General features: G+C 65.3%; 16 protein-coding genes. 14 read left to right on the top strand and 2 right to left on the bottom strand.

Annotated elements, in window-relative coordinates:
• Nucleotides 1–33: 33 nt before the first annotated feature.
• From edd to PSEEN_RS20405, 11 genes are all read left to right on the top strand, one after another.
• A complete protein-coding gene (gene edd, locus PSEEN_RS20455) occupies nucleotides 34–1,860 on the top strand; it encodes a phosphogluconate dehydratase (protein ID WP_011535472.1) in 1,827 nt (608 codons plus the stop codon).
• The gene (locus PSEEN_RS20450) at nucleotides 1,857–2,813 is read left to right on the top strand and encodes a glucokinase (protein WP_011535471.1); all 957 of its coding nucleotides are present in this window, start codon (nucleotides 1,857–1,859) and stop codon (nucleotides 2,811–2,813) included. The genes edd and PSEEN_RS20450 overlap by 4 nt, the downstream gene beginning before the upstream one ends.
• A 93-nt stretch (nucleotides 2,814–2,906) precedes the next feature.
• Nucleotides 2,907–3,602 (top strand): response regulator, encoded by a 696-nt coding sequence (locus tag PSEEN_RS20445; RefSeq protein ID WP_373694293.1) that lies wholly within the window; start codon nucleotides 2,907–2,909, stop codon nucleotides 3,600–3,602.
• Complete coding sequence (locus tag PSEEN_RS20440; RefSeq protein ID WP_011535469.1) at nucleotides 3,586–5,040, top strand: ATP-binding protein; 1,455 nt, start codon at nucleotides 3,586–3,588, stop codon at nucleotides 5,038–5,040. The genes PSEEN_RS20445 and PSEEN_RS20440 overlap by 17 nt, the downstream gene beginning before the upstream one ends.
• 199 nt (nucleotides 5,041–5,239) lie before the next feature.
• Complete coding sequence (locus PSEEN_RS20435; RefSeq protein WP_011535468.1) at nucleotides 5,240–6,457, top strand: D-mannose isomerase; 1,218 nt, start codon at nucleotides 5,240–5,242, stop codon at nucleotides 6,455–6,457.
• Between the two features lie 115 nt (nucleotides 6,458–6,572).
• On the top strand, nucleotides 6,573–7,859 hold the full coding sequence (locus PSEEN_RS20430) for an ABC transporter substrate-binding protein (RefSeq protein ID WP_011535467.1): 1,287 nt from the start codon (nucleotides 6,573–6,575) through the stop codon (nucleotides 7,857–7,859).
• 115 nt (nucleotides 7,860–7,974) lie between these two features.
• Nucleotides 7,975–8,883, top strand: coding sequence for a carbohydrate ABC transporter permease (locus PSEEN_RS20425; protein ID WP_011535466.1), 909 nt, complete (start codon nucleotides 7,975–7,977; stop codon nucleotides 8,881–8,883).
• Nucleotides 8,876–9,721, top strand: coding sequence for a carbohydrate ABC transporter permease (locus PSEEN_RS20420; protein ID WP_011535465.1), 846 nt, complete (start codon nucleotides 8,876–8,878; stop codon nucleotides 9,719–9,721). The genes PSEEN_RS20425 and PSEEN_RS20420 overlap by 8 nt, the downstream gene beginning before the upstream one ends.
• A 3-nt stretch (nucleotides 9,722–9,724) precedes the next feature.
• The gene (locus PSEEN_RS20415; RefSeq protein ID WP_011535464.1) at nucleotides 9,725–10,873 is read left to right on the top strand and encodes an ABC transporter ATP-binding protein; all 1,149 of its coding nucleotides are present in this window, start codon (nucleotides 9,725–9,727) and stop codon (nucleotides 10,871–10,873) included.
• A gap of 189 nt (nucleotides 10,874–11,062) precedes the next feature.
• Nucleotides 11,063–12,406, top strand: a complete 1,344-nt coding sequence (locus tag PSEEN_RS20410) for a carbohydrate porin (protein ID WP_011535463.1) — start codon at nucleotides 11,063–11,065, stop codon at nucleotides 12,404–12,406.
• 119 nt (nucleotides 12,407–12,525) lie between these two features.
• Nucleotides 12,526–13,380, top strand: a complete 855-nt coding sequence (locus PSEEN_RS20405; protein WP_011535462.1) for a D-hexose-6-phosphate mutarotase — start codon at nucleotides 12,526–12,528, stop codon at nucleotides 13,378–13,380.
• On the opposite strand, the gene hexR is transcribed toward PSEEN_RS20405, so the two are convergent.
• Nucleotides 13,373–14,236 (bottom strand): DNA-binding transcriptional regulator HexR, encoded by an 864-nt coding sequence (hexR, locus tag PSEEN_RS20400; RefSeq protein WP_181427842.1) that lies wholly within the window; start codon nucleotides 14,234–14,236, stop codon nucleotides 13,373–13,375. The genes PSEEN_RS20405 and hexR overlap by 8 nt on opposite strands.
• Before the next feature lie 211 nt (nucleotides 14,237–14,447).
• On the opposite strand from hexR, the gene zwf reads away from it, so the two are divergent.
• From zwf to PSEEN_RS20385, 3 genes are read left to right on the top strand one after another with little or no spacing between them, the layout of a single operon-like run.
• Nucleotides 14,448–15,917, top strand: coding sequence for a glucose-6-phosphate dehydrogenase (zwf, locus tag PSEEN_RS20395; RefSeq protein WP_011535460.1), 1,470 nt, complete (start codon nucleotides 14,448–14,450; stop codon nucleotides 15,915–15,917).
• Entirely contained in the window at nucleotides 15,904–16,617 is a 714-nt protein-coding gene (gene pgl, locus PSEEN_RS20390; RefSeq protein ID WP_044488433.1) for a 6-phosphogluconolactonase, read from the top strand. Before zwf ends, pgl begins: the two co-directional genes overlap by 14 nt.
• Before the next feature lie 17 nt (nucleotides 16,618–16,634).
• Nucleotides 16,635–17,309 (top strand): bifunctional 4-hydroxy-2-oxoglutarate aldolase/2-dehydro-3-deoxy-phosphogluconate aldolase, encoded by a 675-nt coding sequence (locus PSEEN_RS20385; protein WP_011535458.1) that lies wholly within the window; start codon nucleotides 16,635–16,637, stop codon nucleotides 17,307–17,309.
• A gap of 99 nt (nucleotides 17,310–17,408) precedes the next feature.
• Here PSEEN_RS20385 and PSEEN_RS20380 read toward each other — a convergent pair whose 3' ends face one another.
• Entirely contained in the window at nucleotides 17,409–18,551 is a 1,143-nt protein-coding gene (locus PSEEN_RS20380) for a hypothetical protein (protein WP_011535457.1), read from the bottom strand.
• Between the last annotated feature and the right edge of the window lie 3 nt (nucleotides 18,552–18,554).

The raw sequence follows: 18,554 nt of genomic DNA, 5'->3' as shown, positions 1-18,554 counted from the left end.
GACCGCCCTTACCGTTAGCCTGGAGTCCAGTACATGCACCCGCGCATCCTTGAGGTCACCGAACGGCTGATCGCCCGCAGCCGCCGCACCCGTGAACGCTACCTTGAGCTGATCCGCGGCGCGGCCAGTGACGGACCCATGCGCGCCAGCCTGCAATGCGCCAACTTCGCCCATGGCGTGGCCGGTTGCGGCGGTGAGGACAAGCAGACCCTGCGCCTGATGAACGCCGCCAACGTGGCCATCGTCTCGGCGTACAACGACATGCTCTCGGCGCACCAGCCGTATCAACACTTCCCCGAACAGATCAAGCAGGCCCTGCGCGACATCGGCTCGGTGGGCCAGTTCGCCGGTGGCGTGCCGGCCATGTGCGATGGTGTCACCCAGGGCGAGCCGGGCATGGAACTGGCCATCGCCAGCCGTGAAGTGATCGCCATGTCCACCGCCATCGCCCTGTCGCACAACATGTTCGACGCCGCGCTGATGCTGGGCATCTGCGACAAGATCGTCCCCGGCCTGATGATGGGCGCGTTGCGCTTCGGCCACCTGCCGACGGTCTTCGTGCCAGGTGGGCCGATGGTCTCGGGGATCTCCAACAAGGAGAAGGCCGACGTGCGCCAGCGCTACGCCGAGGGCAAGGCCACCCGCGAGCAACTGCTCGAGTCGGAGATGAAGAGCTACCACGGCCCGGGCACCTGTACCTTCTACGGTACCGCCAACACCAACCAACTGGTGATGGAGGTCATGGGCCTGCACCTGCCGGGCGCGTCCTTCGTAAACCCCTACACGCCGCTGCGCGACGCCCTCACCGCCGAGGCCGCGCGGCAGGTCACGCGCATGACCAAGGCCAGCGGCAACTTCATGCCGATCGGCGAGATCGTCGACGAGAAGGCGCTGGTCAACTCGATCGTCGCCTTGCATGCCACTGGCGGCTCGACCAACCACACCCTGCATATTCCGGCCATCGCCCAGGCTGCCGGCATCCAGCTGACCTGGCAGGACATGGCGGACCTCTCCGAAGTGGTACCGACCCTGTCCCACGTCTATCCGAACGGAAAGGCCGACATCAACCATTTCCAGGCCTCTGGCGGCATGGCTTTCCTCATCCGCGAACTGCTCGACGCAGGCTTGTTGCACGAGGACGTCAACACCGTGGCCGGGCATGGCCTGCGCCGCTACACCCAGGAGCCGTTCCTCGAGGATGGCCAGCTGGTCTGGCGCGAGGGCCCCAAGGACAGCCTGGACGAGAGCATCCTGCGCCCGGTGGCGCGGCCGTTCTCGCCGGAGGGCGGCCTGCGGGTGATGGAGGGCAACCTGGGCCGTGGCGTGATGAAAGTGTCCGCCGTGGCGCGCGAGCATCAGGTGGTCGAAGCGCCAGCGCGGGTGTTCCACGACCAGCAGTCGTTGGCCGATGCGTTCAAGGCCGGTGAGCTGGAGCGCGACTTCGTCGCCGTGGTGCGTTTCCAGGGGCCACGCTGCAACGGCATGCCCGAGTTGCACAAGCTCACGCCGTTCCTCGGCGTGCTGCAGGACCGGGGCTACAAGGTGGCGCTGGTCACCGACGGGCGCATGTCCGGTGCCTCGGGCAAGATCCCGGCGGCCATCCATGTATGCCCCGAGGCTTTCGACGGTGGCCCGCTGGCGCGGGTGCGCGATGGTGATATCGTGCGCGTCGATGGTGTCGAAGGCACGCTGCGGATCATGGTGTCGGCCGAGGAACTGGCCAGCCGTGACCTGCCCGAACCGCCCAAGGGCAACGACCTGGGCTGCGGGCGTGAGCTGTTCGGCTTCATGCGCGTGGCGTTCAGTTCGGCCGAAAAGGGCGCGAGCGCCTTCACTTCGGCTCTGGAGCACCTTGAATGAAAGCCCTGCTGGTTGGCGATATCGGCGGTACCAACGCACGTTTTGCCTTGTGGCGAAACAATGAACTGCACGCGGTCCAGGTCCTGGCGACCGCCGACTTTACCAGCCCCGAGCAGGCCATCGAAGCCTACCTCGCCGACCAGGGCATCGCCCGTGGCGGCCTGGCGGCGGTGTGCCTGGCGGTGGCCGGGCCGGTGGACGGCGACGAATTCCGTTTCACCAACAACCACTGGCGGCTGAGCCGCAGCGCCTTCTGCCAGACACTGCAGGTCGAGCGCCTGCTGTTGATCAACGATTTCTCCGCCATGGCCCTGGGCATGACCCGGCTGCGTGACGGCGAGTTCCACGAGGTTTGCGCCGGCCAGGCCGACCCGTCGCGTCCGGCGCTGGTGATCGGGCCTGGCACCGGCCTGGGCGTGGGCAGCCTGCTGCGCCTGGGCGAGCACTGGCTGGCGCTGCCGGGCGAGGGTGGGCATGTCGACCTGCCGGTGGGCAATGCCCGCGAGGCGGCGATCCACCAGGAGATTCATCGGCAGATCGGTCATGTCAGCGCCGAAACCGTGCTCAGTGGTGGCGGGCTGGTGCGGCTGTACCAGGCCATCTGCGCGCTCGATGGCGCCACGCCGACGCACAAGACGCCGGCGCAGATCACCGACGCGGCCCTGGCCGGCGAGCCTAGGGCGTTGGCGGTGATCGAGCAGTTCTGCCGATTCCTCGGGCGGGTGGCGGGCAACAATGTGCTCACCCTCGGCGCCCGGGGAGGTGTCTATATCGTCGGTGGGGTGATTCCCCGTTTCGCCGAGTTGTTCCTGCGCAGTGGTTTTGCCGCGAGTTTTGCCGACAAGGGCTGCATGAGCGGGTATTTCGCCGGGGTGCCGGTGTGGCTGGTGACGGCGGAGTTTTCCGGGTTGCTGGGGGCGGGGGTGGCTCTGCAGCAATCACTGGATCGCTGATTTTGATCGCGGGGTAAGCCCCAACAGCAGGCATGAAGATCTGCGCTGACAAAAGGAAGGACCATTGTGACCACTGCCGGTAAATCGATCCTGATGGTCGACGACGACCAGGACATTCGCGAACTGCTGCAGACCTACCTCGCCCGCTCCGGCTTCCAGGTGCACGCCGAAGCCGACGGCCAGGGCTTTCGCCGCGCGCTGGACAGTAGCCCCTGCGACCTGGTGATCCTCGATGTGATGTTGCCCGACGAGGACGGCTTCAGCCTGTGCCGCTGGGTGCGCCAGCACCCGCGCCTGTCACGGGTGCCGATCATCATGCTCACCGCCAGCTCCGACGAAGCCGACCGGGTCATCGGCCTGGAACTGGGCGCGGACGACTACCTCGGCAAACCCTTCAGCCCGCGTGAGTTGCAAGCACGGATCAAGGCCCTGCTGCGCCGCGCCGAGTTCGGCCAGGCGGCACCGGCCAGCGCGGTGCTCGCGTTCGACGACTGGCGCCTGGACACGGTCAGCCACCGGCTGTTTCACCGCTACGGCGAGGAAGTGATCCTGTCCGGTGCCGATTTCGCCCTGCTCAAGCTGTTCCTCGACCACCCGCAACAGATCCTCGACCGCGACACCATCGGCAATGCCACACGCGGCCGCGAACCCATGCCCCTGGACCGCATCGTCGACATGGCGGTCAGCCGCTTGCGCCAACGCCTGCGCGACACCGAGAAGCCCCCGCGATTGATCCGCACCGTGCGCGGCAGCGGCTACCTGCTGGCGGCCCATGTCTGCCCGGCCTAGCGAGCGGCGCTGGCGCCTGCTGCCGCGTTCGTTGCTGGGGCGCATGCTGCTGCTCACCTTGCTGGTGGTGCTGCTGGCCCAGGGGCTGTCGAGCCTGATCTGGGTGGCGCAGTTGCGCGCCAGCCAGTTGCAGGGCCTGCGCGCCAGCGCCAGCAGCCTGGCCCATTCGATGAGCGCCAGTGTCAGCTACTTCCGCTCGCTGCCGGTGGGCTACCGGCCCATGGTCCTCGACCAGTTGCGCAGCATGGGCGGCACGCGCTTCTTCGTCTCGCTCAACGTCAAGCCGCTGGAGATGCCGGTGTTGCCGGTCACCCCGCGCAAGCAAGCGGTGATCGAGGTGTTCCAGCAGGTGTTGCATGAGCGTCTGGGGCAGCAGATGGAAATCTCCGTGGCGTTCGTCAGTCCGGACGACTTGCGTATCTTCAACAGCGGCCTGAAGCTCGATGAGCTGCCGCGTTCGTGGGCGCACTACTCGCTCACCCTCGAGCCACTCAACCCCCCGGTGCTGGTCACCCAGATCCGCCTGGACGAAGGCGAGTGGCTGTACATCGCCTCACTGCTGCCCGAGCCCTACACCAGCCTTGAGGCCGAGCGCCTGCCGCGCCAGCAGATCGGTTTCATCGCCCTCACCACCGCCATGCTGCTGCTGTTCATCGGCTTGCTGGTGCATTGGCAGAGCCGGCCGCTCAAGCGCCTGGCGCGGGCTGCGCGGGAAATGTCGCTGGGCGCGGACGTGGCGCCGGTGGCCGAGGGCGGCGGCAGCGAGGTGGTCGAGGTGGGGCGGGCGTTCAACAGCATGCGCGAGCGCATCAGCCGTTACCTGACCGAGCGCGCCCAGCTGTTCAGTGCCGTGTCCCATGACCTGCGCACACCGATCACGCGCCTGCGCCTGCGGGTCGAGCTGCTGGAGGATGAACAGGTGCAGGCCAAGTTCAACCGCGACCTGGATGAGTTGGAGCTGCTGGTCAAGGGCGCGTTGCAGTGCGTGAAGGACACCGACATCCACGAGAACATCGAGCCGATCGACCTCAACCAGGTGCTGGAGATGCTTGCCGAACCCTACGTGGGTGATGGTCGCATCACGGTCGAAGGCAAGGCCTTGTCACCTTATCCGGGCAAATCGCTGGCCCTGCGTCGCTGCATCGGCAACCTGATCGACAATGCCATCAAGTATGGCGAGCGGGCGCATCTGCGGATTCTCGACAGCGCCGAAAGCTTCGTGCTGCAAGTCGACGACCAGGGGCCGGGGGTGCCGGAGCAGCGCCTGGAGCAGGTGTTCGAGCCGCATTTTCGCCTGGCTGGGCAGCAACAAGGGTACGGGCTGGGGCTAGGGATCGCGCGCAACATCGCCCACAGCCATGGCGGGGAAGTGAGCCTGCTGAACCTGCGCGAAGGTGGATTGCGGGTAACCTTGTACCTGCCCCGAACCGCCGATTGAGGAAGGTTGCCGCGATTCCCTGTAGGAGCGGCTTCAGCCGCGATGCAGGCACCGCGGTGCCCTGCACCCGCTCGCGGGTGATCGCGGCTGAAGCCGCTCCTACAGGTCACCGTCCGGTGACAAACCTGCGGGCCTTCGTGACATGCCAGCCAGGACGGCTGGCTAGAATCCGCTGACAACAACAAGGAAGGCATGTCCCATGACCCACAGCTGGCTCGATTCCCCGGTCCACCACGCCTGGCTCACGACAGAAGCCCTGCGCCTGCTTGATTTCGCCAAGGCCTCGCGCTTGTCCGAAGGCTTCGGCAACCTCGACGATGAAGGCCGCCTGCCCCGTTGCGCCATCGCCGAAACCCTGACCACCGCGCGCATGACCCACAGCTTCGCCCTGGCGCATATCCAGGGTGTGCCAGGCTGCCTGGGGTTGGTCGAGCACGGCGTCGCCGCACTGCAAGAGCCTATGCGCGACGCCGACTTCGGCGGCTGGTTCTCCCATCCGCAAGGCCAGCGCGGCAGCGACAAGGCCGCCTACCTGCATGCGTTCGTCGCCCTGGCCGCCAGTTCGGCGGTGGTGGCCGGTGTCAGCCACGCCCAGGCGCTGCTGGAGGACGCGATCGAGGTCATCGAGCAGCGTTTCTGGAGCGAGGAGGAGGGCGCGCTGGGCGAAACCTTTGCCCGCGACTGGCAACAGCCGGAGGCCTACCGCGGCGCCAACAGCAACATGCATGGCGTCGAGGCGTTCCTCGCCCTGGCCGACGTGACCGGCAACACGCTGTGGCTGGATCGCGCCCAGCGAATTGTTGACCGGCTCATCCTCAGCCAGTCCGCGACAGATGGCTTGCGCATCACCGAGCATTTCGACCGACACTGGCAGGCCCTGCCGGACTACAACCGCGACAACCCCGCCGATGGCTTCCGCCCCTACGGCACCACACCCGGCCATGCCTTCGAATGGGCACGCTTGCTATTGCATCTGGAGGCAGCCCGCGAGCAGGCCGGCCTGCCCGTGGCAAAGGGCCTGGCGAGCGCCGCCAAGGGCCTGTTCGACAGCGCCTGCCGCCATGCCTGGCAGGTCGATGGCGCACCGGGCCTGGTCTACACCCTGGACTGGCGCAACCGCCCGGTGGTGCGCGAACGCCTGCACTGGGTGCACGCCGAGGCCTGCGCCACCGCCGCCGCTTTGCTGCGACGCACGGGCGAGGCGCAGTACGAGCGCTGGTATCGCTGCTTCTGGGACTTCATCGGCGAGCACTTCATCGACCGCGCCCATGGCAGTTGGCACCACGAACTCGACCCGGCCAACCAGCCCAGTGCCCGTATCTGGGGCGGCAAGCCGGACCTCTATCACGCCTACCAGGCCCTGCTGCTGCCACGCCTGCCGCTGGCCCCAAGCCTGGCCACGGCGCTGGCTTTGTAACCAGATGATGACAATCGCGCATCCGTTCGTTACCTGAGGCGGGGCGCGAGATCCTTACACTCGATGCAAAGCAAGCGACAGTCTTGCCACGCATAACAACAAGAAAGGTATTCCCATGAATTCGACGCTTCGTCTCGCCGCCGCGATTTCCCTCGCCTCCCTTTATTCCCTCAGTGCCCATGCCGCCGACACCAAAGGCAACGTGGAGGTCGTCCATTGGTGGACCTCCGGCGGTGAAAAGGCCGCTGTCGATGTGCTGAAGGCCCAGGTCGAGAAGGATGGCTTCACCTGGAAGGACGGCGCCGTGGCCGGTGGTGGTGGCGCCACCGCAATGACCGTGCTCAAGAGCCGCGCCGTGGCCGGCAACCCGCCCGCCGTTGCCCAGATCAAAGGCCCGGACATCCAGGACTGGGCCGCCACCGGACTGCTGGACCCTGACGTCCTCAAGGATGTCGCCAAGGAAGAAAAGTGGGACGGCCTGCTCGACAAGAAAGTCGCCGACACCGTGAAGTACGACGGCGACTACGTAGCCGTACCGGTGAATATCCACCGCATCAACTGGCTGTGGATCAACCCCGAGGTGTTCAAGAAGGCCGGCATCGACAAGGCGCCGACCACCCTCGATGAATTCTACGCCGCCGGCGACAAGCTCAAGGCCGCAGGCTTCATTGCGCTCGCCCACGGTGGCCAACCGTGGCAGGACAGCACGGTGTTCGAGAGCGTGGTGCTCTCGGTGATGGGCGTCGAAGGCTACAAGAAGGCGCTGGTCGAGCTCGACAAGGAAGCCCTGACGGGGCCGCAGATGGTCAAGGCCCTCACCGAGCTGAAGCGGGTCGCCACCTACATGGACCCTGATGGCAAGGGCCAGGACTGGAACCTCGAAGCCGCCAAGGTCATCAACGGCAAGGCCGGCATGCAGATCATGGGTGACTGGGCCAAGAGTGAATGGACCCTGGCCAAGAAGACCGCGGGCAAGGACTATCAGTGCGTGGCCTTCCCAGGCACTGACCAGGCGTTCCTCTACAACATCGACTCGTTGGTGGTGTTCAAACAGAAGAACGAAGGCACTGCGGCGGGGCAGCAGGACATCGCCAGGAAGGTCCTGGGCGTGGACTTCCAGAAGGTGTTCAGCATCAACAAGGGTTCGATCCCGGTGCGCAACGACATGCTGGCCGATATGAACAAGTACGGTTTCGACGCCTGCGCCCAGGCCTCGGCCAAAGACTTCCTGGCGGACGCCAAGTCCGGCGGGCTGCAGCCGAGCATGGCGCACAACATGGCGACCACGCTGGCCGTGCAGGGGGCGTTCTTCGATGTGGTGACCAACTACATCAACGACCCCAAGGCCGACCCGGCCGATGCGGCGAAGAAGCTCTACGCGGCGGTGAAGGCGGCTCAGTAGCAGCGGCTGCAGCCGCGATGCAGGCAACGCGGTGTCCGTCACCCGCTTCGCGGGTGATCGCGGCTAAAGCCGCTCCTACAGGGCTATGTGTCGTTTTCGAAACGGGATCTGAACCATGACCACTGCAACCGCCCGCTTGCGGGCTTCACCCCTGGACGCGCTGCAGCGCTGGCTACCGAAACTGGTGCTGGCCCCCAGCATGTTCATCGTCCTGGTGGGCTTCTACGGCTACATCCTGTGGACCTTCGTCCTCTCGTTCACCACCTCCACCTTCCTGCCTACCTACAAATGGGCGGGGCTGGCGCAGTACGCGCGGTTGTTCGATAACGACCGCTGGTGGGTGGCGAGCAAGAACCTGCTGCTGTTCGGCGGCCTGTTCATCGGCGTGACCCTGGCCATCGGCGTGTTCCTCGCCGTGCTGCTCGACCAGCGCATTCGCCGTGAAGGTTTTATCCGCACCATCTACCTGTACCCCATGGCCCTGTCGATGATCGTCACCGGCACCGCCTGGAAGTGGTTGCTCAACCCCGGCATGGGCCTGGACAAGCTGCTGCGTGACTGGGGCTGGGAAGGGTTCCGCCTGGACTGGCTGATCGACCCCGATCGGGTCGTCTACTGCCTGGTGATCGCTGCCGTGTGGCAGGCCTCGGGCTTCATCATGGCGATGTTCCTGGCCGGCCTGCGCGGGGTCGACCCGTCGATCATCCGCGCCGCCCAGCTTGATGGTGCCAGCCTGCCGCGCATCTACTGGACGGTGGTGCTGCCCAGCCTGCGGCCGGTGTTCTTCAGTTCGCTGATGATCCTGGCGCACATCGCCATCAAGAGCTTCGACCTGGTCGCGGCCATGACCGCAGGCGGGCCGGGCTACTCCTCCGACCTGCCGGCGATGTTCATGTATTCGTTCACCTTCAGCCGCGGGCAGATGGGCATGGGCTCGGCCAGCGCCATCCTGATGCTCGGCGCGGTGCTGGCGATCATCGTTCCCTACCTGTACTCCGAGCTGCGGGGCAAGCGCCATGACTAGCCATACCGACAAACCTGCGCTGGGCTTCAGCCGCATCGCCATCCATGGCGTGCTGCTGCTGGCCGTGCTGCTGTACCTGGTGCCGCTGGTGGTGATGCTGCTGACCAGCTTCAAGACCCCGGAAGACATCAGCACCGGCAACCTGCTGAGCTGGCCGACGGTGTTCACCGGCATCGGCTGGGCCAAGGCCTGGGCCACGGTCAGCGGCTACTTCGTCAACTCGATCCTGATCACCGTGCCGGCCGTGCTGATCTCCACCGCCATCGGCGCGCTCAACGGCTACGTGCTGTCGATGTGGCGTTTCCGTGGTTCGCAGCTGTTCTTCGGGCTATTGCTGTTCGGCTGCTTCCTGCCGTTCCAGACCGTGCTGCTGCCGGCCTCGTTCACCCTCGGCAAACTGGGCCTGGCCAGCACCACCGGTGGCCTGGTGCTGGTGCACGTGGTGTATGGCCTTGCCTTCACCACGCTGTTCTTCCGCAACTACTACGTGAGCATCCCCGAGGCGCTGGTCAAGGCTGCGCGCCTGGACGGCGCCGGGTTCTTCACCATCTTCGGGCGGATCATCCTGCCGATGTCGACGCCGATCATCATGGTCTGTCTGATCTGGCAGTTCACCCAGATCTGGAACGACTTCCTGTTCGGCGTGGTGTTCTCCAGTGGCGACTCGCAACCGATCACCGTGGCCCTGAACAACCTGGTCAACACCAGCACCGGGGCCAAGGAATACAACGTCGACATGGCCGCGGCGATGATCGCCGGGCTGCCGACGCTGCTGGTCTACGTGGTGGCGGGCAAGTATTTCGTGCGCGGGCTGACCGCCGGCGCGGTCAAGGGGTAAGTCATGGCAACACTCGAACTGCGTAACGTGAACAAGACCTACGGCGCGGGCCTGCCCGACACGCTCAAGGATATCCAGCTGGCGATCAAGGACGGCGAGTTCCTGATCCTGGTCGGCCCCTCGGGCTGCGGCAAGTCGACGCTGATGAACTGCATTGCCGGCCTCGAAAGCATCAGCGGCGGGGCGATCCTCATCGACGACGAGGATGTCAGTGGCATGAGCCCGAAGGACCGCGACATCGCCATGGTGTTCCAGTCCTACGCGCTGTACCCGACCATGAATGTGCGCGACAACATCGCCTTCGGCCTGAAGATCCGCAAGCTGCCCCAGGCGGCCATCGACGAGGAAGTGGCGCGGGTCGCCAAGCTGCTGCAGATCGAGCACCTGCTCGAGCGCAAGCCCGGCCAGCTGTCCGGCGGCCAACAGCAGCGGGTGGCCATGGGCCGGGCCCTGGCGCGGCGGCCGAAGATCTACCTGTTCGACGAGCCGCTGTCGAACCTCGACGCCAAGCTGCGGGTGGAGATGCGCACCGAGATCAAGTTGATGCACCAGCGCCTGAAGACCACCACGGTGTATGTCACCCACGACCAGATCGAGGCCATGACCCTGGGCGACAAGGTGGCGGTGATGAAGGACGGCATCATCCAGCAGTTCGGCACGCCGCAGCAGATCTACAACGACCCGGCCAACCTGTTCGTCGCCAGCTTCATTGGTTCGCCACCGATGAATTTCATCCCGGTGCGCCTGACGAAGCAGGATGGCCGCGTGCTGGCGCTGCTCGACAGCGGCCAGGCGCGTTGCGAGCTGCCGCTGGGCGTGGCGGCCGACGAGCTGGAGGGGCTTGAGATCATTCTCGGCGTGCGCCCGGAGCAGATCGCGCTGGGGGCGGAGCAGGGCAATGGCCTGCCGGGCATCCGTGCCGAGGTGCAGGTCACAGAACCCACCGGCCCGGACCTGCTGGTGTTCGTCACCCTCAACCAGACCAAGGTCTGCTGCCGCCTGGCGCCGGATGTGGCATGCCGGGTCGGCGACAGCCTCAACCTGCAGTTCGACCCGGCGCGGGTGCTGCTGTTCGACGCTGCCAGCGGCGAACGCCTGGACCTGGCCACCACCGCTGTAAAGGACAACGTGACGCGTTTCAAAGGCCGTTAAGTACGGCGGTCATACCCTGTGGGAGCGGCCTTGTGTCGCGAATGGGCTGCGTAGCGGCCCCAGGATCTGAGCAACCCGCACAATCGCTGGGGCTGCTCTGCAGCCCATTCGCGACACAAGGCCGCTCCCACAGGAAAGATCAAGCCGTTGATTCGTTCTGTTAATAACAAGAAAAGAGGACGCAAAGGGATGGAACATCGCAATCGCATCAGGACCCTGGGTTCGTTGGCGCTGCTGGCCGTGGTCGGCAGCAGCGGGGCCCAGGCCGCCGAGGCTTTCTCGTCGGAATCGAAATGGATGACCGGCGACTGGGGCGGCACCCGCACCGAGCTGTTGGAGAAGGGCTACGACTTCACCCTCGATTATGTCGGCGAGGTGGCCGGCAATCTGCACGGTGGCTACAACGACGACAAGACCGCGCGCTACAGCGACCAGTTCGCCCTGGGCGCGCATCTGGACCTGGAGAAGATCCTCGGCTGGAAAGATACCGAGTTCAAGCTGGCGATCACCGAGCGTAGCGGTCGCAACCTGTCCAACGACCGCATCAGCGACCCGCGCGCCGGGCAGTTCAGCTCGGTGCAGGAAGTCTGGGGCCGTGGCCAGACCTGGCGCCTGACCCAGATGTGGATCAAGCAGAAGTACTTCGACGGCGCGCTGGACGTGAAATTCGGCCGCTTCGGTGAAGGCGAGGACTTCAACAGCTTCCCCTGCGACTTCCAGAACCTGGCCTTCTGCGGCTCGCAGGTGGGCAACTGGGTAGGCGGCATCTGGTACAACTGGCCGGTCAGCCAGTGGGCGCTGCGGGTGAAGTACAACATCACCCCGGAATTCTTCGTCCAGGTCGGTGCCTACGAGCAGAACCCTTCGAACCTGGAAATCGGCAACGGCTTCAAGCTCAGCGGCAGTGGCACCAAGGGCGCGATCCTGCCGGTGGAGGCGGTCTGGTCGCCGAAGGTCAACGGCCTGCCGGGCGAGTACCGCCTGGGCTACTACTACAGCACCGCCAAGGCCGACGATGTGTACGACGACATCAACGGCAACCCGCAGGCGCTGACGGGCGCGGCGTTCAAGTCGCACTCCAGCAAGCATGGCTGGTGGGTGGTGGCGCAGCAGCAGGTGACCGCCCATGCCGGCGACATCAACCGTGGCTTGAGCCTGTTCGCCAACTTCACCGTGCATGACAAGGCCACCAACGTGGTCGACAACTACCAACAGGTCGGTCTGGTCTACAAGGGCGCCTTCGACGCCCGGCCCAAGGATGATATCGGCTTCGGTGTCGCCCGCATCCATGTCAACGACGACGTGAAGAAACGCGCCGAGCTGCTCAACGCCCAGTCCGGCATCAACGACTACGACAACCCAGGTTTCGTGCCGCTGCAGCGCACCGAGTACAACGCCGAGCTCTACTACGGCTTCCACGTCACCAACTGGCTGACCGTGCGGCCCAACCTGCAGTACATCAAGAGCCCGGGCGGTGTCGACGAGGTGGACAACGCGCTGGTCGCGGGGTTGAAGATTCAGTCGTCATTCTGAGAAAAATTGTTGTAAATTTACGCCATCCATTTTCGGCCTCCCGCTAGCCACTGGTCTGCAGTGGTTAGCGGGTACAGGCTGAGACAGCGCTATCTCGAACAACAAAAGAGCTTGGAACCATGCCTGAACATCCGCTACATCGCTTCTTCACGTCGCAACGGCCCAGGCCGACCTTCGAGTGGGAGCGTTACCAGCAGCGCGATGTACTGATCATCGACCACCCACGCTGCCAGGCGGTGTTCAGCCGCCAGGGCGCGCAGTTGCTGCACTTTCAGCCGGCCGGCGAAAAGCCCTGGCTGTGGTGCGCCGAGCAGTGGCCGCAGGTCGGCGCCATCCGTGGCGGCGTGCCGGTGTGCTGGCCTTGGTATGGCCGCCACCCCAGCGAAGACCTGTGGCCGGCCCACGGTTGGGCGCGATTGCTGGACTGGAAGCTGGTGGACAGCCGCGAGGACGAGGAGGGGGTCGCCCTGAAGTGGCGCCTGGACCTGTGCGACTGGCAGGTCGACCTGCATGCCCGTCTGGGCGCGAGCATGGAACTGAGCCTGAGTACCGTGCACCAGGACAGCGAACCCTGCCAGCTGAGCCATGCATTGCTGGCTTACTGGCGTATCAGCGACGTGTCGAAGATAGCGCTGTCCGGGCTCGAGGATATCGAGGGCTACGACCGCCTCAATCGCCAGGCCTGTCGCGAAGACGGCGCGCTGAAGCTCAAGGGCGGTTGCCAGAAGGTCTACCCGGGCACGCCCAAGGTGCAGTTGCAGGACCCGGCCTGGCAGCGCGAGCTGTGCATCGACACCGGCGACAGCGACGACACCGTGGTCTGGCACCCGGGCAACCGCCCGCTGATGGGGGTGACCGGGCGCGAATGCCAGGGCTTCGTCTGCGTCGAGGCCACCAGTGGCAGTGGCGAAGGCCTGAGCCTGGCGCCGGGCGAGCGCGCGCACCTGCGGTTGCAGGCGCACCGGCTCAGCTGAGGTCGTCGTCCTCGATCGGGTAACGGCTGGCGTTGAGGCTTTCCTTGATCTTGCGCAGGTGTGGCTGGAAGTCCACGCCACGGCGCAGGGTCATGCCGGTGGCGAGTACATCGAGCACGGTGAGCTGGATGATCCGCGAGGTCATCGGCATGTAGATGTCGGTGTCCTCCGGCAGCGGGATGTGCAGGCTCAGGCTGCAGGCCTGGGCCAGTGGCGAGCCGGCGGCGGTCAGGCCGAGCACCGAGGCACCGTTCTCCCGGGCCAGGCGCGCCACCTCGACCAGTTCGCGGGTGCGCCCGGTGTAGGAGATGATCACGAACAGGTCGCCGGTGTGCGCCACCGAGGCCAGCATGCGTTGCATCAGCACGTCGGCGTGAGCCGAGACGGCGAGGTTGAAGCGGAAGAACTTGTGTTGCGCATCCAGGGCCACCGGGGCGGAAGCCCCCAGCCCAAAGAAGTGGATCTGCCGGGCCTGGATCATCATGTCCACGGCGCGGCTGACCTGCTGTGGGTCGAGCGCCTGGCAGGCGCTGTCCAGCGAGGCGATGGCGCTGCCGAAGATCTTCTGGGTGTAGGCGGCCGGATCGTCGTCGGCCTCCACCGCCCGGCTGACGTAGGCGGCGCCGCTGGCCAGGCTCTGGGCCAGTTGCAGCTTGAGCTCCGGGTAGCCGCTGACGCCGAACGAGCGGCAGAAGCGGTTGACGGTAGGTTCGCTGACCTTGGCCGCCTGGGCCAAGGCGGCGATGCTGAAGCGGGTGGCTTGTTGCGGGTTGAGCAGGATGACTTCGGCGACTTTGCGTTCGGCCTTGTTCAGCTCGTCCAGGCGGCCCTGGATCTGTTCCAGGAGGTTTCGCACGCGGTCCATGGTGTGTCCTTTGGGGCTCAGAGACAGCCGGCTGGCGCGACAGCAGGCTTTTTGCAGTGTTGTGTATCCTACTGGCGGTGGGGTTGTCACACCACTTGTCTGTAATGGATGTGTTTAATGTTGTGGTTTTTACTACATTAACCCTTGAAAAGCAGGGTTGAAAGCGGTATTCCTAGCTCAACTTTATAAAAGAACCAACATCATGGCTGCGATCAGTGTCGAACCTTGCACCTTTGCCCTCTTTGGCGCCCTCGGCGACCTGGCATTGCGCAAGCTGTTTCCCGCGCTCTACCAGCTCGACTGCGCCGACCTCCTGCACCCGGACACCCGCCTGCTGGCCCTGGCCCGCGAGCCGGGCACCGCGCTGGAGCACCTGGGCACCATCGAGGCGCATTTGCGCCGCCACGTGCCCGCGGCGGAAATCGACGCGGCTGCGCTCGAGCGTTTTCTCGGGCGCCTGAGTTACCTGCATGTGGATTTCGTCCAGCCCGAGGGCTACCAGGCCTTGGCCGAGCAGGCGCCGGCCGCGCTGCCGCTGATCGCCTATTTCGCCACCGCCGCGGCCGTCTACGGCGCCATTTGCGAAAACCTCGACAAGGCCGGCCTTGCCGCGCGCACCCGGGTGGTGCTGGAAAAGCCCATCGGCCACGACCTGGAGTCGTCACGCCGGGTCAACGACGCGGTGGCGCGCTTCTTCCCGGAAAACCGTGTCTACCGCATCGACCACTACCTCGGTAAAGAGACGGTCCAGAACCTGATCGCCCTGCGCTTCGCCAACAGCCTGTTCGAAACCCAGTGGAACCAGAATTCCATCTCCCATGTAGAGATCACCGTCGCCGAGAAGGTCGGCATCGAGGGCCGCTGGGGCTACTTCGACAAGGCCGGCCAGCTGCGCGACATGATCCAGAACCACCTGCTGCAACTGCTCTGCCTGATCGCCATGGACCCGCCCAGCGACCTGTCGGCCGACAGCATCCGCGACGAGAAGGTCAAGGTGCTCAAGGCGCTGGCGCCGATCACCGGCGAAGGGCTTAGCACCCGCGTGGTACGCGGCCAGTACATCGCTGGCTACAGCGACGGCAAGCCGGTGCCGGGTTATCTGGAGGAAGACAACGCCAACGCCCAGAGCGACACCGAAACCTTCGTCGCCCTGCGCGCCGACATCCGCAACTGGCGCTGGTCGGGCGTGCCGTTCTACCTGCGCACCGGCAAGCGCATGCCGCAGAAGCTGTCGCAGATCGTCATCCATTTCAAGGAGACGCCGCACTACATCTTCGCCCCGGAGCAACGCCTGCAGATCGGCAACAAGCTGATCATCCGCCTGCAGCCGGACGAAGGTATTTCGCTACGGGTGATGACCAAGGAGCAGGGCCTGGACAAGGGCATGCAACTGCGCAGCGGCCCGCTGCAACTGAATTTCTCCGACACCTGGCGCAGTGCGCGGATTCCGGACGCCTACGAGCGCTTGTTGCTGGAAGTGATGCGCGGCAACCAGAACCTGTTCGTGCGCAAGGACGAGATCGAATACGCCTGGAAATGGTGCGACCAGCTGATCGCCGGCTGGAAAGCCAGCGGCGATGCGCCCAAGCCCTACGCGGCGGGTTCCTGGGGGCCGATGAGCTCGATTGCATTGATCACACGCGATGGGAGGGCCTGGTATGGCGATATCTGAACTGCAACTGCCGGCAACGGTGAAGGCGCATCAGCTGGCTGATGCGAAAACCCTGGCGGCGACCTTGGCCCGCGATGTGGTCGAGCGCCTGCGCCAGGCCATCGCCAGCAAGGGCCAGGCCTGCGTGGTGCTTTCCGGTGGTCGCAGCCCGGTGCCGTTTCTCGAGAAGCTGGCCGCAGAAGCGCTGGACTGGTCGAAGGTCACCGTGAGCCTGGCGGACGAACGCTGGGTGCCGGTGGCGCACGACGACAGCAATGCCGGCTTGCTGGCCCGCCACCTGTTCAAGGGCGCGGCGGCCAAGGCGCGTTTTATCGGCTTGTACCAGAGCGCCGCGACCTTGGAGGCCGCCGCTGAGCAGGCCGACCAGGTGCTCGCCGACCTGCCGTCGATCGATGTGCTGGTGCTGGGCATGGGTGACGATGGCCACACGGCTTCGCTGTTCCCGGCCAGCCCCAACTTGCGCCAGGGCCTGGCCAAGGTCGGTGAGCGTCGCTGCTTGGCCATGCTGGCACCCAGCGTGCCGCACCAGCGCCTGAGCATGACCCGTGCCCTGCTGGCCAGCGCCGGCTTCACCGCCCTGTCCGTGCAAGGCGCGGGCAAGCTTGCCACCCTGCGTGCCGCCCTGGCGGCCGAAGACCCTACCGAAATGCCGATTCGCGCCTTTCTTCACGACCCCCTGGACATCTACTGGTGCCCATGAGCCAAGGATCTACTGTCATGACCACCCTTGAACGCCCACAGCCTTTGCTCTCGATGGCCGACAAAGCCGCGCGGATCGACGCGATCTGCGACCAGGCGCGCATCCTGCCGGTGATCACCATCGCCCGTGAGGAAGACATCCTGCCCCTGGCCGACGCCCTGGCCGCCGGCGGCATCCGCACCCTGGAAGTGACCCTGCGCTCGCAGCATGGCCTGAAGGCCATCCAGGTGCTGCGCGAGCAGCGCCCGGAGCTGTGCGTTGGCGCCGGCACCGTGCTCGATCGCGGCATGTTCGCTGCCGTCGAGGCGGCGGGCGCGCAGTTTGTCGTCACCCCGGGCATCACCCAGGACATCCTCGAGGCCGGTGTGGAAAGCGACATTCCGCTGCTGCCCGGCATCAGCACGCCGTCCGAAATCATGATGGGCTACGCCCTCGGCTACCGCCGCTTCAAGCTGTTCCCGGCCGAGATCAGCGGTGGCGTGGCGGCGATCAAGGCGTTCGCCGGCCCGTTCGGCGACATTCGTTTCTGCCCCACCGGCGGGGTGAACCCGGCCAACGTGCGCAACTACATGGCCCTGCCCAACGTGATGTGCGTGGGCGGCACCTGGATGCTCGACAGCAGCTGGATCAAGAACGGCGACTGGGCGCGGATCGAGGCGTGCAGCGCCGAGGCGATGGCGCTGCTGGACTGACAGATTTCGTTGTGTGCTACACGGCTTGTGGGGCGCTTGGTCGGCGCCCCTTTTTTTTGCCTGAAGGTTTTTGGTGTTTGGGGGCTTCCCGGGTGCCGATCACTGCGAGGCTTTGGTCAGCAAGCTGGAGAAGGCGCGCTTGGCGTCCTCCACGGCGTTGGAGATTTCCAGCGCAGCCTTGGTCGATTCGGCCCGGTAGGTTTCGGTCAGGCCTTTCATGTCATTCTGGAAGTCCAGGGTGGCTTGGGCCAGGGCGCGCACCGATTCGACACGCAGAGTCGCGCCATAGCTGGCTTTCATCGCCGCCCCCAGTTGCTGGTTGCCCAGCTCGCCCAGGGCTTCCAGGCCCTTGTTGATACCGGCAGTGGTGGCGTTGAGGGTATGGGTGGCCTCCGCCATGCCTTGGTTGGCGGTGAACGAAACCGCAAGGCTGGTGAGCACGACTTCGTTGGTGGCGAAGAACGACACCATGCGCTGGTACTGACGCTCCTTGACCACATGCACTTGGCTGATGCGGGCGAACACCATCTCGGCGGTGTTGTAGCCGACCCGTAGGTCGTCAGCGATATCCTTGACGATCTGGTAGCTTTTGTCTTCGTTCTGCAGCGCTCGTACCGCTTCGTCACGCGCCAGCTCCAGTGCTGCGACGCGGGCGGGCGCTTCGCTTGCGGCCGCAGCCACGTTAGCGTTGGCGGTGTCCAGGGCTTCGGTGCACTCCTGCAGGGACTGCCCTGCGATAGCCAGAACTTGCTGGGCGTCGACCTCGGCAGTCTTCATGGCCAGGCGGAAGTCCATGTACGCTTCCAGGATCAGGTTTTCGCGGGTGATCTGGTCGCTGGCGGCCGCGCACACGTCGAGGTAGTGCTTGCGGATGTCCTCGAAACGGCTCGGAATCGAGCCTCGCAGCATGCGCATCCAGGCCAGCTTGAGGCGTTCGAGGGTGTCCAGGCGGCCATCGTCCATCCATGTGGCCATGGCAGCCGCGTCTTCACGAATCGACGTGAAGCTGTCGGTGATATCCATGTAGCGGTCAGAGATATCCATCCCGGCGATCTGCTCGCGTACGGTCTGGTTGAACAACGACGCCTGCTGCAGTACCGCGGCGATGCCGGTGACACGCTGGTTGTCGTAATGCGCGACCTTGTCCAGCAGGGTCAGTACGGGTGCTGGCTGTGGCGCTTGACCGAAGGCGATGCCGAGTTTGCGCAGGCCGTCTAGGGCGCGTTCGAGGTATTGGCTCATGGT

This window comes from Pseudomonas entomophila L48, assembly GCF_000026105.1.
Classification (GTDB): domain Bacteria; phylum Pseudomonadota; class Gammaproteobacteria; order Pseudomonadales; family Pseudomonadaceae; genus Aquipseudomonas; species Aquipseudomonas entomophila.
The sequence above is the reverse complement of the archived record's forward strand: the minus strand, read 5'-3'. Positions and strand labels throughout refer to the sequence as shown.